Annotated in this window: 13 protein-coding genes and 1 pseudogene; 5 read left to right on the top strand and 9 right to left on the bottom strand. The window is 42.0% G+C overall.

From position 1 onward, the window contains the following. The first annotated feature begins 395 nt into the window (after nucleotides 1-395). Together H5181_RS13215 and H5181_RS13210 are read left to right on the top strand one after the other, a co-directional pair. Nucleotides 396-854: a nuclear transport factor 2 family protein gene (locus tag H5181_RS13215; protein ID WP_123884695.1), complete on the top strand. Its 459-nt coding sequence runs from the start codon at nucleotides 396-398 to the stop codon at nucleotides 852-854. Between the two features lie 385 nt (nucleotides 855-1,239). After that, nucleotides 1,240-2,100, top strand: a complete 861-nt coding sequence (locus tag H5181_RS13210; RefSeq protein WP_182751254.1) for a hypothetical protein — start codon at nucleotides 1,240-1,242, stop codon at nucleotides 2,098-2,100. Nucleotides 2,101-2,138: 38 nt separating this feature from the next. Here the strand turns inward: H5181_RS13210 and H5181_RS13205 are convergent, their stop codons facing one another. The 5 genes from H5181_RS13205 to pdsR all read right to left on the bottom strand — a co-directional run bounded on the left by H5181_RS13205 (nucleotide 2,139) and on the right by pdsR (nucleotide 7,444). Next, a complete protein-coding gene (locus tag H5181_RS13205) occupies nucleotides 2,139-2,402 on the bottom strand; it encodes a hypothetical protein (protein ID WP_182751253.1) in 264 nt (87 codons plus the stop codon). Between the two features lie 316 nt (nucleotides 2,403-2,718). Further along, a complete protein-coding gene (locus tag H5181_RS13200) occupies nucleotides 2,719-3,144 on the bottom strand; it encodes a hypothetical protein (protein WP_182751252.1) in 426 nt (141 codons plus the stop codon). An 81-nt stretch (nucleotides 3,145-3,225) separates the two neighbouring features. Further along, the gene (locus tag H5181_RS13195; protein ID WP_123884556.1) at nucleotides 3,226-4,416 is read right to left on the bottom strand and encodes a cystathionine beta-lyase; all 1,191 of its coding nucleotides are present in this window, start codon (nucleotides 4,414-4,416) and stop codon (nucleotides 3,226-3,228) included. A gap of 163 nt (nucleotides 4,417-4,579) precedes the next feature. Beyond that, nucleotides 4,580-6,751, bottom strand: coding sequence for a proteobacterial dedicated sortase system histidine kinase (pdsS, locus tag H5181_RS13190; RefSeq protein WP_182751251.1), 2,172 nt, complete (start codon nucleotides 6,749-6,751; stop codon nucleotides 4,580-4,582). 3 nt (nucleotides 6,752-6,754) lie between these two features. Further along, complete coding sequence (gene pdsR, locus H5181_RS13185; RefSeq protein ID WP_011637090.1) at nucleotides 6,755-7,444, bottom strand: proteobacterial dedicated sortase system response regulator; 690 nt, start codon at nucleotides 7,442-7,444, stop codon at nucleotides 6,755-6,757. 260 nt (nucleotides 7,445-7,704) lie between these two features. Between pdsR and pdsO the strand changes: the two genes are divergently transcribed. The 3 genes from pdsO (at nucleotide 7,705) to H5181_RS13170 (ending at nucleotide 11,365) form a co-directional block, all read left to right on the top strand. Further along, nucleotides 7,705-8,466, top strand: a complete 762-nt coding sequence (gene pdsO, locus H5181_RS13180; protein WP_182751250.1) for a sortase-associated OmpA-like protein PdsO — start codon at nucleotides 7,705-7,707, stop codon at nucleotides 8,464-8,466. Between the two features lie 89 nt (nucleotides 8,467-8,555). Further along, the gene (locus H5181_RS13175) at nucleotides 8,556-10,724 is read left to right on the top strand and encodes a marine proteobacterial sortase target protein (protein WP_182751249.1); all 2,169 of its coding nucleotides are present in this window, start codon (nucleotides 8,556-8,558) and stop codon (nucleotides 10,722-10,724) included. Nucleotides 10,725-10,738: 14 nt separating this feature from the next. After that, nucleotides 10,739-11,365: a class GN sortase gene (locus tag H5181_RS13170; RefSeq protein ID WP_182751248.1), complete on the top strand. Its 627-nt coding sequence runs from the start codon at nucleotides 10,739-10,741 to the stop codon at nucleotides 11,363-11,365. A 280-nt stretch (nucleotides 11,366-11,645) separates the two neighbouring features. Here H5181_RS13170 and ilvN read toward each other — a convergent pair whose 3' ends face one another. The 4 genes and pseudogenes from ilvN to H5181_RS13150 form a co-directional block, all read right to left on the bottom strand. Next, nucleotides 11,646-12,140: an acetolactate synthase small subunit gene (ilvN, locus tag H5181_RS13165; protein ID WP_182751247.1), complete on the bottom strand. Its 495-nt coding sequence runs from the start codon at nucleotides 12,138-12,140 to the stop codon at nucleotides 11,646-11,648. Further along, nucleotides 12,140-13,858 (bottom strand): acetolactate synthase 3 large subunit, encoded by a 1,719-nt coding sequence (locus tag H5181_RS13160; protein ID WP_011637095.1) that lies wholly within the window; start codon nucleotides 13,856-13,858, stop codon nucleotides 12,140-12,142. Before H5181_RS13160 ends, ilvN begins: the two co-directional genes overlap by 1 nt. A 396-nt stretch (nucleotides 13,859-14,254) precedes the next feature. Then, nucleotides 14,255-15,415, bottom strand: a complete 1,161-nt coding sequence (locus tag H5181_RS13155) for a multidrug effflux MFS transporter (RefSeq protein ID WP_049763580.1) — start codon at nucleotides 15,413-15,415, stop codon at nucleotides 14,255-14,257. Between the two features lie 300 nt (nucleotides 15,416-15,715). Next, nucleotides 15,716-15,823 (bottom strand): annotated as a pseudogene (locus H5181_RS13150) (IS630 family transposase); the annotation flags it as partial.

Genomic DNA, 15,823 nt, shown 5'->3' with positions numbered 1-15,823 from the left:
GCGGATATAAGTACCAAAATACAGGGAGTGTGTATTATGTATCTGCAAGCTCTAATCCAGGTAAGTTTTACTTTGCAGTTGTGTGGCAATCTTTAATTGTATGTGTTTCATTTTATTTCGGCTTTGTTGTGAAGTTGAAAGAAGCCACAAAGGAAGATAATAACTAACAAACATTAATTTCCGCTGGGGTAAGCATAGAAATTAATATGGCCACGATTGTTGGATTATCATAAAAATAGGCAGTGTTTTAGTTTAATTGATTCGAGTTAATTAAGCTGATAAGTAACTAACGTTATTAACAATTATCTTAATTTGAATGTTGAGTGTTACTGGGCTTCTCAGGACGTTTAGCTGCATTCTCACTAATCCGCTGTTCGCTTACTCAAGGACGTCAAATGAATCGCATGATAGTTTTAATCTTATTAGTATTTTTTTCTTGTACGGCAACAGCCGATACAAATGTTGATAGTCAAAATGTAACAAGAGCGGTGCTCGACTATATAGAATCGCAACACAACGTCGAGCCGGAGTTGATGAGAAGAGGCGTTGATAAAAAGTTAGCTAAAAGAACTTATTGGCAATCTAAAGATGGCTCAGAAATTATAATGGAAACTGACTTTGACACTATGGTGTGGGTGGCTGAAAACTATAACAAAGAGGGTAATAAATTCCCGTCATCTCCTAAAGTTGATATCAATATTTTGGATATTGATAATAGAGTTGCATCGGTAAAATTAACCGTCGATGATTGGATTGATTACATGCATCTATATAAAAATGAAAATAATGAGTGGAAAATAATTAACGTTTTGTGGCAATACAATGATCCGGCAAAACATTCGAGTAAACCGTAAATACAAAGAGACTATGGCATCTTACTTATCTTAACGACTACAAATAGTGCCAATGGTGAGTTTTGGACTTAGGCTCTAATCCCTTACAACCCAATGGTCTACAAAGTGATCAAATCATATTGTCAGTCGCTGGTGGATTCACTCCAATTTGAATTATGTCTATTATGGATAGTCGCGCTGATCAAACCACAATCAATTAACAGCCAAATTCATGGGCTGATTCTAGCCTGTTAAGTTCAATTTTCTAATATCTGCCAAAGGAATGGCCAATGTGACTATTGTAAAATAGTATTCCTATTAATAACTTGATATTGTTCTGTTGGGCTTAAAGGTTCCTTTATCGCGAATGTTAAAGGTCCGTTTTTATAGATGATGTGGGTATTAAATGATTGATGCTGTTTGTACTTATGGTGGGCAAAGACACACTTTTTCAATTTTGAAATTTCAGGCGTTACCTGAAACTGAAATTGAAAAATGTAGGCAGTTTTTACAATGCCCAGAGTGCGAAGGAAAGGCTTACTATCGTAAGATAAGCTCAGACGGTAAAGCGGCGTGTTTTGGCTCTCGATATCATGTTGCAGGATGCGATGAAGGCCATCCTTCAACTCAACGAGACCGAGAGACCAGACATAGTGTAGAAGTGAATAAGGTCATTTCTGATGCTGATATTATTAGCATTGATTTCATGTTATCAAACAGCAAAAAGCCAGTTACAGAGGTGCAAACTGTCGCCGCCACATCAAGCCTCATCTCAACCCGCCTCCCAAAAATCGATAATGCCAGTCGCAAACATGCTGGCAGCAATGAACAAGCTAAGGTCAAAGTATTAGGGCTAGAGAAAATCCTCAATAGCTTAATGCGCGGCAGCGACTTAGCTGAATCGAGTACTTTGATTGAGCTTGATACGGGTTATAAATTTAAAGCCAAGAATTTATTTGTTAACTTTGCTGAGGCTGAGCCAAATGCTAATGCCAAAGAGGCAAAGCCTAAAATGTACTGGGGTACTATTTCACATCTAGATAAAGAGCTTGATTGGTTGAATCCATCTGATTGTACTGATGTTGGCATTCCTATCTCTAAATATAAATCGATAATATTGAAACGTTTCAATGTATCGGAAGGGCGTCAGTTAGAAGGAGCGGGGATTATTTTGTTTGGAAAATGTTTTTGGAACTCAAAGAAGACTCGCAAGATCATTGAACTGTGGAATGCTGACAGAATTTTTATCTCAATACTAGAAGACTAATCTGCAATAAGCCGTTTAGCCATTAAAGATATATTGGCTTATATCACAATGTGTTGCTTACAAAATTGAAGCAGCTTTTTCATCAATGGCATGTTTTGGTTTCCAGTCGAGTTTGATGCCCTTACTGCACTTTTGCTATTAGATTGACCTTTAAGTCGATCTTCTCTTATTTTGCGCCGTTCATCGGCACGGTTCGCGACTTCGGCGAACTGTTGTCGTTGTGCCAATGTCATGCTGGCCATAAAGCTTCGAAAGGGAACTTTGGGCTTGGCGGCTAGACTGGTTTTTGGTGTGCTACACATAGTCATACCCTAGTTGGCAAATGCTGGTGTACTTAATAAGACCGACTAGGGTGAGATTACATTTCATTGGTTGAGTAATTTACATTTGGCGGGCGATATCATCGCATGAGCACGCTGAGATTTTTATCATTTTCACAGTGACCAAAAGTATGTTTTGAACAACGGTTTCGCTAAATGCTTAGTGATTATTTCAATAGCTTTTATTGAGAGTAAAAAAGCCCTGAGACGATAATGGCTCAGGGCTTAGATTATTGGTCATCCTAACTAGTAAGGTGTGTTAAATCTGTTTTGGTTTAGCGCCCAAATTCGGGTTTTGTTAAATACGAGCTATACGTTTAAGCAGTAACAACCACAATACAGGGAGCAGTAAGATATAGAAAAACAGCACTTTTGCACCGATATCACCGTAAAACAAGGTGTTGTTTACAAACCTCACAATACCCATAGGATCCCATGGCATGTAATGAATATTGCCGTGCAATAACATAGCACCTAAAATCACTATGGTGATGGCTATCCATTGTCTTGCTGCCTCGTAACTTTTGACTAGAAATGCAGGAATTAACGCGGCTAAGCCGATACCAATAAAGTTCTGCGCAAGGTGAGCCAGTAATGGATATTCACTGCTATTTAATCGCCAAAATAAGTTGCCGGCAGCAGACTGGCCGATTGCCACTATGCTCAATGCATAATAGCCAATGCTAATGCACAGGCTGAGTATGACTAATTTGATGATATTCATTTATTTCCTTATCGTTTGAACATTCCATAAACGTTTTTTTAGAAACAGTGTACAGATTTTACCGTCAATAATGAGTAATGGCTATTTCTGTAATATTGCATTATATCGACTAAAGGCAGCATCGAGATCGGCAATTAAATCGTCGGCATCTTCAAGTCCAATGTGTAAGCGTATTAATGGTTTACTGCTGTCCCATTGGGTAGCAGTACGGATATTGTTAATACCGAATACCCCTAAGATTAAGCTTTCGAAACCGCCCCATGAAAAGCCCATTTTAAAATGGTCCATGTTTTCAACAAAAGCTGTGACTGACGCTAAGTCGCCTTGCTTAAGTACAAATGAGAACAAACCGTTACCGCTGCTAAAATCGCGTTTAAAAAACTCGTGACCTGGGCAAGTATCAAATGCTGGATGACGGACATGATCCACTTCTGCACGAGTCACCAACCAATTCGCCACTTTTAAGGCATTTTTATTATGTTGTGCCATACGTACCCCTAGGGTACGTAAGCCTCGCGCAGCTAAATAGACGTCATCCGGCGAGGTAGTTTGGCCCATTAAGTAACTGTTTTCGCGCAGTTGTTCCCAATGTTGTTCATTGGCAGTGGCGGTACCCATCATGACATCTGAATGGCCGACAATGTACTTGGTGGCGGCTTGAATAGAGATGTCGACACCCATATCAAATGGACGAGAATTAATCGGTGATGCCCAGGTATTATCCAGCATTACAATGACATCATGTTCGTGAGCGATACGGCTAAGCGTTGGTACATCTTGAACTTCCATGGTGATAGAACCTGGTGATTCTAAAAATAATACCTTGGTGTTAGGACGAATTAACTCACGAATGCCTGCGCCAATCATTGGGTCGTAATAGGTGGTTTCGATACCAAAACCTGCCAGCATTTTATTGCATAAATCGCGCGTTGGTTCATAGGCGGTGTCGACCATTAATAAATGGTCGCCACTTTTTAAAAATGACAACAAAGCGCTACTGATCGCGCCCGCACCAGAAGGGTATAACGCAGTGCCAGCACCACCTTCAAGTTCACATATGGCTTGTTGAAATGAAAAATGGGTTGGGGTGCCGCGACGACCGTAAAACATTTCACCGTTGGTTTTGTTTTTAATCGCAAAACGCATCTCATCCATGGTGTCGAACACCACGGTAGATGCTCTAAATACAGGTGGATTAATAATGCCTTTAGTGAACTTTTTTTCGCGGCCAACGCTAACAATTTGGGTGGCCAGTTTATCGTCTTTGCTCATATTTTTATTTCCATTATGTGTAGAGTCCACGGTTTATGTTTTAGCTAATGTTATTAGCAAAATATCAATGACATGGATAAATGCGCTACGGTGAATGATTTACTGATATTCATCATCCTAGCACCAACAAACCTAAATAAAAGCGCCTAAATGCTGTGGTTGACTATTTTTCATCACTCAAGGGTAACGTCAGGCATATTTCAACCCCTTCAATGCCGTTCTCTATCATGTTGGTTGCTTTAATGCTGCCATGGTGGAAGTCGGTAACTAATCGGGCAATGTATAAGCCTAAACCAAGATGAGGCTTACCATTAATACCTTGAGGCCTGATAGACACCATAGATTCAAAAATTTGGCTGTTCATGTCTTTTGGCAGTAAGGGACCGATGTTACTGACTTTTAATATTGCCGGTTTATGATATTGGGTCAGGCTGACGGTGATGGCGCTGTCGGGCTGATGAAATTCAATGGCATTGTTGATCAGTTTATCCATTAATTGGGCGATGTATTCCGGCACACCGTCGCAAAACATAACTTTGTCTTCAATGTGAACAGCAAACAGTTGGTCTGGATAAGTAATTTGGTAGCCTTGCATGCAACCGCTAATCACTTTCTTTAATGAAAAACGACAGCTTTCAGCTTGTGTCAAACTGGCTTCAAGACGAGTTGCTTCGCTTAAGTTATTTAAAATAAGGTGTAAGCGGCTGACACCTTCTTGGGCGCGGCTAACATATTTTTGTGATTGCTCGTCCAGTTGTTGCAAGCCTAAGTGTTCAAGTGAGCTGCGCACCACGGCAACAGGGGTACGCAGTTCGTGCGATAAACGTGACGACATGTTTTCTAAATAATGAGTGTATTGTCCTAGGCGACTGACAATACTTGAAAAGCTGCGTGACAAGTCACCTATTTCATCTCGGTTTTTGGATGCGACAATTTGCTGTCTTACTCGGCCCTGGCTGTCGATAGCGAGTTCGGCCTGATCACGTAAACGGCGGATGCGGCTTGAAATACTCGAGGCAAAAATAAACAAGGCTAATGTGCCCATGCTCATAATGGTCAAAATAACGTTAAACAGTTTTTCCAGTGCGCGGTTACGCAGGCTGCGAATGCCGTGAGTGGTTTCTTCTGCAATAACGACTCCCATGACTTTATCGTCAATCCATATAGGGCTTGCAGCGGCTAATACTACGGCTTTGTTGTCTGGGGTTAAGCGCCATGTAGAGCCTTGTTTGCCGCTTAAGGCTTTTTCAATATGGCTGCCAGTGAGTTCAGTTGAGTCTTGCAGTGAATCGATAAAGTCTTGTGGCGGACGAGTCAATATTTTGTAGTACAACGGCAGAATATATTGCTGCTTAAAATGCAGCCAAAACGAGTCAGGTTGATTGACCTCGATATCATCTGCCCAGGTGTTGGACGATGAACGAATATCACCAGATTTTGCCAGTACGCGGCCATGATTATCCACTACCCAAATACGTGAGCTATTGTGGCTCATGCCTTTAATGATATTTTCAATTTCAGGCGAGGGCACTAATACCGTACCTAAACTGGCTACTGAATCGGTGGCTGAGGTACCAATAACATTCACTAATTGACGTGTTTTTGTATCGTTTACATTATGAATCGCAAAACCTAATTTACTGCCTACCATTTCAAGTGGCAGTCTAAATTCAATATTGTATCCTTTGGCTGTTTTTAACCACTGGCCTTGAATGCGTGACTCGGGGGTAACGGGCATCGATTGGCTGGGGTCGGCGGGTAATTCAAACGCACTAAGCCAACCACTTTTGGTATTGGCAATAATATAACGCCTGAACTGACCGTCTGGTGATTGAGTCGCCATGACTAAGTGATCGTTTCTATCAATGCGTAAGCTTTTACGGTTACGGAAAATCAGGTTCGGGTCATTGACGTTGAAAAATCCGTATAAATAGCCGCCGTATTTGCCCACCATATGGCTAAAGCTAATATCGATTGGCTCAGTTTCGCTGAGCTGATAAATAACATGTTTGTCCGAATAGTTAAGGGTGCGATGTTGGTATAAGTCCCAGTCACTCAGTTTACCGTCGAGTTGAATGGGCCCAGCTAACGGGTAGGCGTATAAGTCGCGGCCTTTCTCGACTTGGTTTAAAAAGCTAGCTTGGTTGTCAAATAACTTTGGTCGCTCATGTAGCGCCGTAGCAAGCGCTTGAGTGGTGCCTTCAAGGGTTTTTTCTTGGCCATAACGCAGGTACTTTTCCATTTCCCACACATATTCATACCCAAGCCATGGTAGGCAGAGTAAAAACAGCGACAAAATGACGACCTTGGCACGCAGCCCTATCGGTAAATTCATCTGTTAGATATTGTCCCAGCGGTAGCCCATGCCATAAACGGTATCGATACAGTCAAACTCAGCGTCGATAACGATAAACTTTTTCCTAATGCGCTTAACGTGCGAGGTGATTGTGCTGTCGTCGACGTAAATTTTAGCTTCTTGCATTAAATCCTGACGGCTGCGCACATGTCCTGGATGTTTGGCCATGGCATGAACCATCCAAAACTCGGTCACGGTCAGTTCAATGGGTTGCGATTTCCAATATACCTGAATGCGATTGCCATCGATGGTGAGGTGGCCGCGCTCAAGTAAGTTGTCTTCTATTGGGCTTGAACCGATTAATTCTGAACGGCGAAATAAGGCCGCGATACGGGCCATTAAATGGGGGAAACTGACTTCTTTTGTTAAATAATCATCCGCCCCTAAACGCAGACCACACACGGTGTCAAAGTCACTGTCGCGTGCGGTTAAAAAGATGATTGGTAGGCTGCTCGACATTGCACGCAGTGCCTGGCATAGGGTAAAACCGCCGTCTATTTCATGCTCTAAACCAATATCAATAATGGCTAGGTCTGGTAAGCGAGCATTAAAGGCGAGCATGGCTGCGGGGCGATTTGCATAGGCTTGAACACTATAACCTTGCTGTTGCAGGACATCTTTGTAATTTTCGCGGATAGCGGCTTCGTCTTCAACAATGGCAATTCGTTTCATGGGATGATTTCAATTAATAGGCTGATAAATAGATACAGTGCTGACTATACAGGATTTTATGGTCCAAAAAAGCCGTTGACGGCAATTGCCATATTGTTGCCACATTTGATCGCCACATTGCCATTTTTGCTCCCCAATAAAGCCACCTATGAGGTGTTTAATAGCGACATAGAGTTAATCAGCAACGCATTAACCCATGTATTGATGATAACCATCATTTTTTAACAACCACTTTAAACAACCGCTAAAAGGGATTCTTTATGAAAAAGCAACTTATTGCCGCAACAATTATTTCTACCATGATGATTTCAAACGTCAGTTGGGCAAATGACAATGACATGAGCGAAGAGCGCGAACACACAGAAGAGCTAGTGGGTTTGAGTTCTGGGATTTTACTTGGCGCAGTTATCGGCGGCCCAGTGGGTGCCATTATTGGTGCATTTACCGGTACGTTTATTGGTAAGTCGGTCGGCGATGAAGCTGAACTCAGTGTCCAGAAACAACAATTGGTGCAGCAAGAGCAAAAATTAACGCAAACTAATGAGCAATTAATGGCATTGAGTACTAAGCAGCAGTCGTTGGAGCAAGTGTCGGAGAAATATTATCAATTACAGTCTAACTTGGCTGAACAAAAAGCGAATCAACAACAAACACTTAATGAGTTAACCATTGGGATGAATGTGCAGTTTAAAACCGGATCGAGCCATATTGAGCCGTTATTTGAACAACAATTAGATAATGTGGCTTACATGATGAGCTTGTCACCAGAATTAACCATTGATTTAACCGGTTATGCCGATCGACGTGGTGATAATGATTTCAACCAAGCCTTGTCTGAACAGCGTTTAGCCGAAGTGACACAATACTTAGTTACCCAAGGCATTGCCCGCGAGCGTTTGCATGGACAGGCTTATGGTTCAACGTTGCCAATGCACCAGGAACAAAACTTTGAAAACGACTTTTTTGATCGTCGCGTGACGCTCAAGTTATTAGCCCCAGGTGCTGAACTTGCTGCTAACTAAATTTACACGTCGATTTTCCTTTTTGTTTTGAATATTACCCATCTAGGCGCAAACATTGATGTTGTAGCCTAAATGGGTGAGGAGCTAGTATGCGTCCGTTGTTTTTAATCTCACATTTGTCTATTAAAAATGTTTGTAAATCGCTGTGTTTTGGTTTGTTGTTTGTCATTTATGCCAGTATTACAACGGCATTTGCATCACCGTCTGGATATCAAGAAGACGATATCACTCAAGGCACATTAGAGTACTTTCAACAAAATCAAGTAATACAAGCTTTTGCGCTAGATACACAAGTGAGCATGGATGTGTCGGGATTACTCAATCGGGTCACGGTTAAGCAAGTGTTTATCAATGATTCTGATCAATGGGTGAATGGGCGATACTTATTCCCGTTACCTGAAAATGCAGCGGTCGATAGCATGCAGTTACGCATTGGCGACAAAGTCATAGCAGGACAAATTCAACCTAAAAAACAAGCATTACAGACTTTTGAAAACGCCAAAAAACAAGGTAAGCAAGCGAGTTTGTTACAGCAACAACGACGCAATTTGTTTACCTCAGATGTGGCCAATTTAGGGCCACACGAACAACTCGTGGTCGAAATTAGTTATCAACAAAAGGTTGAGTATCGTGATGGGCTGTTTAGTTTACGTTTTCCATTAGCGATAACGCCGCGTTATAACCCGCAAGCTGAGCACATATCCGAGCAGCTGCCATTGGCCATGCCATCGAGTGCTAATACTGCGACAACTGTTAAGCACGTCAGGCCTGCACTAGATGTAAAGATGCAGGTGAACATTGATGCTGGTTTTGAATTAACGTCACTCGACAGTCTCTATCATCCGATTAAGCAATCTAATGTAGGTAATCATTACAGTGTTAACTTTGCCGGCAAACAAATTTCCGACCGTGATTTTGTATTGCAATGGCAAGCTAATGTTGGCGCAGTACCACAAGCTGCGACGTTTTATCAAACCGGTAAAACCCATGTAGCTGACAATAGCGATGAGCGTTCAGAAACTGCACAAAGACAACCTAATCCGGTTGATAACAATATGTACTCGCTAGTGATGTTAATGCCGCCGAGTGTGGAAGTAAGCGAGCAACACCTTATTGCCAGAGAACTGATTTTAGTTATCGATACGTCTGGTTCTATGTCAGGCCAGTCTATCACTCAAGCCAAGCAAGCATTACAGTTCGCACTAGCGGGACTGCGTGACATAGACAGCTTTAATATTATTGAATTTAATAGTGACGTAACAATGTTATCTGCCACTCCATTGTCTGCTAATAGCCGTAATATTGGCAAAGCAAACCGATTTATTCAGTCATTAGACGCTGATGGCGGCACCGAAATGCGCATTGCATTACAAACTGCGTTGGTGGACAGCGTACAGCAAGATTTTGATCAAATCGATGCCCACAGTGAAATGCTACGCCAAGTGATTTTTATGACCGACGGTGCCGCTGGCAATGAACATGAGTTGTATCAGCTTATTAACGATCAGTTAGGTGACAGCCGATTATTTACGGTTGGTATTGGCTCTGCGCCGAACTCAGATTTTATGCGCCGAGCGGCAACAATGGGGCGAGGAACATTTACCTACATTGGCAAAGAGTCTGAAGTGCAGCAAAAAATTGAGCAATTACTTAATAAAATAGAGCAACCCGTGTTGACCAATATTGGTTTGTACTATCTTGATGGCAGCGTACCGGATTATTGGCCGACCACCATTAGTGATTTATACCAAAATGAACCCCTTTGGGTAAGCATTAAATCGGCGTCACACCAACAACAGCCTATCATAGTGTCTGGCAGCATTAATGGTCAGTATTGGCAGCAACAACTTGATTTTGAAGAAAACCAAGCAGCTAAAGGCATTGATTTATTATGGGCAAATGCGCAAATAACATCACTTGAGCTTTATAAAGACAATGCCAGCCGCGACCGCGTCAATAAGCAAGTAGAAGCATTAGGCTTGCTATACCATTTAGTGACCAGTCAAACCAGTTTAGTTGCTGTTGATGTCACTCCGGTTAACCCATTGGTTGATAATCCAATAGATGTGCAGTTACAGCCGCATATGCCCCATGGATTAAATGCAGCTCAATCGTCGCAAGTATTGCCACAAACCGGTACCGCTAGTCGATTATGGTTATTAATTGGTTTTAGTTTATTAGGCTTAGGATTGTTGCACTATTTATGGTTAAGACAACGCTTACCAGGCCAATTGTTAGTGATTGAATCACATGATTAAACAGGAGCGGAAATATGCAGAGAACAATATCACCGACCAAGCATTGGATTGTGATTGTGCTTCTAAGCGTACTGGGATGTGCATTATTATTACAGGGAGGTTATATGCAAGCTAAAGCCCATTTTGCCCAGTTTTTAATTGAACGGGCTTTTGAAAAAACCTTGGCAGATAGCCAACCACATAAACCCTGGTCTTGGGCAGACACTCATCCGGTAGCTAAGATGCGTGTGTTGCAACAACACAATGATAGCTTGCAACCTTTAGGCAGTGACTTGTACGTATTAGCAGGGGCCTCTGGGCGTAATTTAGCCTTTGGGCCTGGGTTAATGTTAGCGGGGGCGGCGTTGGGTGAGCAGGGCAATATGATTATTGCCGGCCATCGAGACAGTCATTTTATGCGTTTACAATACGTTAAGATTGGCGACATGATTGAGCTTTATAGCACTGCAGGTGAGCGAGTGTTATATCAAATTACTACCACGCATGTGGTGCATGAAACCGACTTAGATGTGCTGGCTCCCACAGCTGAAAGTCATTTAACCTTGATAACCTGTTATCCGTTTGACCAATTGAGTGGCAATGCTGAGTATCGCTATATTGTTGAAGCTAAGCCGGTAGTGATCAACCCTTTATACAGTTAAATTACAGGAAGGTTTCCGTGTTCGATTGGGGTGGCTGATAAGTTTGAGACCGTCGGGACTTTTTGAGGTTTGAATGCCATAAGATATAGAGGTTATGTGCTTTAGAGGTTATGTGCTTTAGAGGTTATGTTATTTGAACGTCATGAGGGCTGAACGTTTTATTATTAAAGAATCATTTCAATTAATGATTCAGTGAACGTGTTATCACGCCATTCAGCACTAAATAGCCAATAAAAAAGCAGAGTCCAATAGGGCTCTGCTTTTTTATATCAATAAGCCATTAGGCTCTCATTGACTTTTCACCTCTGGCTAAACCGACCACGCCTGAGCGTGATATTTCAATCACCTTAGTTGTGTCGCTAATAGCATGGATAAACGCATCAATTTTATCACTGGTGCCAACCATTTGGATCGTATAAATATTGGCGGTAACATCAACGATTTGACCGCGGAAGATATCTGCTGTTCGCTTCACTTCTTCGCGTTGTTCGCCTTGGGCTTTTACTTTCACCAACGCAATTTCACGTTCAATGTAGGCCGATTCTGTGATGTTAGCCACTTTCAAAATATCGATAAGCTTGTGCAATTGCTTTTCAATTTGCTCAAGAATATTTTCATTGGCAATCACGGTAATATTTAAGCGTGACAAGGTCACATCTTCAGTCGGCGCAACGGTTAAGCTTTCGATGTTGTAGCCACGTTGAGAAAATAATCCCACTACTCGTGACAATGCGCCTGGTTGGTTTTCAAGTAATACAGAAATTATACGACGCATTAGCTTTTCTCCGTTTTGCTTAGCCACATTTCGTTCATCGCGCCGCCGCGAATGAGCATTGGGTAAACGTGTTCCGTTTCATCTACGCTGATATCAACAAACACTAACTTGTCTTTCATCGCCAACGCTTCAGCGAGCTTAGATTCAAGTTCATCTGGGTGACTAATGTTCATACCAACATGACCATAGGCTTCAGCAATTTTGGCAAAATTAGGCACAGAATCCATATAAGAATGGGAATGACGACCTGAATAAATCATGTCTTGCCACTGTTTTACCATGCCAAGGAAACGGTTGTTTAGGTTGATAATTTTAACCGGAGTATCATATTGCAGTGCCGTTGAAAGCTCCTGAATATTCATTTGGATAGAACCATCGCCCGTAACGCACACCACGGTAGCTTCAGGGAACGCCATTTTAACGCCCATTGCCGCAGGCAAACCAAAGCCCATTGTGCCTAATCCACCTGAGTTAATCCAACGGCGTGGTTTATCGAACGGGTAATATAGCGCGGCAAACATTTGATGCTGGCCGACATCTGAAGCCACGTAAGCATCACCATTGGTGAGTTTGTACAATGTTTCAATAACTTGTTGTGGTTTGATTCTATCTGTTGTGCGATCAAACTCTAAACTCTTGCGTGAGCGCCAAATTTCAATGTCGCTCCACCATGCAGCCATCGCGGTAGCATCATTAGTATCTTTTGATTCATCAAGTAGATCTAACATGCCGTCTAAAATATTATCGGCAGAGCCAACAATTGGAATATCGACCCGAACTGTTTTAGAGATAGAAGATGGATCAATATCGATGTGTAAAATGGTTGCGTTAGGACAATACTTTTCAACATTGTTGGTGGTGCGGTCGTCAAAACGGACCCCAATACCAAAGATTAAATCGGTGTTGTGCATTGCCATATTTGCTTCGTATAAACCATGCATCCCTAGCATGCCTAAACTCTGCTTATGGGTGCCAGGAAACGCGCCTAAGCCCATCAAGGTACTCACGACGGGGATATTTAAACGTTCAGCAAGGGCAAGTATTTGTGCATCACAACCCGAAATAACCGCGCCACCACCGACGTATAATACTGGTTTTTTAGCCGCTAACAGGGCTTGTAAACCACGACGAATTTGGCCTTTATGACCTGATGTAGTGGGGTTATACGAACGCATTTTAACGCTGTCCGGATAAACATAATCATGCAGTATATCTGGGCTTAAACAGTCTTTAGGCAAATCAATGACCACAGGGCCAGGGCGACCGGTAGCGGCAATGAAAAAGGCTTTTTTAACTGTTTCTGGTATGTCTTTAGCGTCTGTTATTAAAAAACTGTGCTTAACGATTGGGCGAGAAATACCAATCATGTCGCATTCTTGAAAAGCATCATTACCAATCAAATTACTCGGTACTTGACCAGACAACACAACCAGTGGGATTGAATCCATATAAGCGGTGGCAATACCTGTAATAGCATTGGTAGCACCAGGGCCTGAAGTGACTAACACGACACCAACTTTGCCAGTTGCACGGGCATAACCATCAGCCATGTGCACAGCTGCTTGCTCATGACGAACTAGGATGTGTTCAATACCAGATATTTTATGCAGAGAATCATAGATGTCTAACACCGAACCGCCGGGATAACCGAAGATATGGCTGACACCTTCATCTATTAGTGAGCGCACGATCATACTCGCGCCAGAAAGCTTTTCCATGAAATGAATCCTTGTTAAGTTACCGTATGGTAAACAGTATCTTGTATACAACGACGGTAATCGTTTTAATCAATAAGTTTGAAGGATAATTCAAACTCGAAAATTGAAATTGCTGTCGCAATATTCAATGGCTGGTTTCATTGCTACTGAATCAGTAACTAGCCTCCATCTTATGTAAATTTATTTTTACTGCAACCCCTTTAGTTAATTATTTATCAAGGTTGAAATCATTTCATGTTTATGGGCTGGTTTTGGTTGTTGTGGCGAGTTTGATATTTACGTACGGTTATAGGCGTTTAGGAAAGCTATTTATAATGTTTAAAGCCAACAAATAGGCAATAAAAAGACCACTAAAATAGTGGCCTTTACATAATGTTCTGACGGGAATATGTGGTGTTATTCAGTTCTAGTTAAAGTGCTTTGAAAAAACTGACATACACCAACTAGCAATATTGAACCAAGCATCAGTGCAGAAAAGGGCACGGCGCTACCATCATAAAAATACGCCAACAATGGCCCTGCTACTGCGCCAAAACCAAATCTTAACGTGCCGATAACGGCCGTTGCGGTGCCGGTTTCTTGTTTGAACTTCATTAATACAATGGCGTCGGCATTGACCGACATTACCCCGAGCGAACCCATTAAAGGGATAAGCATTAATACGGTAAAGTGATAGCTTAAATCAAGTAAATTAACCGCGAGCAAGCCCGTTGCGGCAATAATCCCGAAGAATGTTGACACATGCAACATCCGTTTAGATCCGAACCGGGTAACCACTCTAGAGTTAACAATGTTGGCGAGCATCAAGGCTCCCACATTGGTGCTAAATAAAATCGCAAACAGCGATTTATCTAAATTAAACACTTCCATGTAAATAAATGGCGAAGCGGTTAAGTAACAAAAGAAAGCAAACGACGTTAATACACCGCTAGATAAATTCAGTTTTACACCATTGCGAGCAAAGACTGTGTAGTAACCGCCTAAAAAAGTCTTTTGGCTACGACCGCCTAGGTCTTTATCGCTGGGCATTTTTAGCTTGAATAATACTAACGCCAATAATGTGATGGCATAACAACTTTGGCTTAAAAAGATAAGGTGCCAATCGCCGAGCTCCATAATTAAACTGCCCATCGTTGGGGCAAGTAATGGCGCTAACATCATAATAAGGCTGACATAAGACATACCTTTAGCAGTATTGTCGCCATAGATCTCTTTAATGTAACCCGGTACTACAACGGTGGCCGCAGCACCAATGAGAGCTTGTGCAAAACGCAATATCAAAAACTGTTCAATACTGGTACTGAGTGCAATTAACAAACTGATAATGGTGAAACCTAACAACCCAAAGATAACTAGGGGTCGACGACCAATTTTGTCGGCAAGAGGGCCAAAAATCAGCATACCTAAGGCATAACCGGCAAGATAAATACTGAGTGACTGCTGCACTGTGGTGATGTCGGTATCAAAACCTAATGCCAAGATGGACATTGCCGGTAGGTACATATCGATAGCTAAAGGCGTGATGGCAACAATAGCGGCCAGCATAGGGATTAGCATAGCTAAGTGGGGAATACCCGCAGAGACTGGAGATGAGTCGGATTTTGATGGCGATACCACGTGAACCTCGTGTGCTTTAGGTGTTGCAGAAGATGCTAATTTAATCGACGCTAGTTTACCACGTTACGGAGCATTTACTTCGGCTGATTTTTGTAATGAATAATGTGCGCTGTTTGCGTTTATCTTTACGTTCACCCTTATGTTGACAGAATCATTTTATTGAGGCGTTTTAGAGACATATCAATTACGCTTGCAGTAACGATATTGGTTGTTGTGCATGATTTATACCATTTACATTAATTAATTGGTCAATTTTGTCCACCGTCTAGAACATAGTTGAATCACCCTTTCCGGCTCTGCAATAAATCGATTCCATGCAATGGAACACTGCTCAACAATATCGTCATA

It is taken from the genome of Shewanella sp. SG44-2 (assembly GCF_014164215.1).
Taxonomy (GTDB): domain Bacteria; phylum Pseudomonadota; class Gammaproteobacteria; order Enterobacterales; family Shewanellaceae; genus Shewanella; species Shewanella frigidimarina.
The sequence above is the reverse complement of the archived record's forward strand: the minus strand, read 5'-3'. Positions and strand labels throughout refer to the sequence as shown.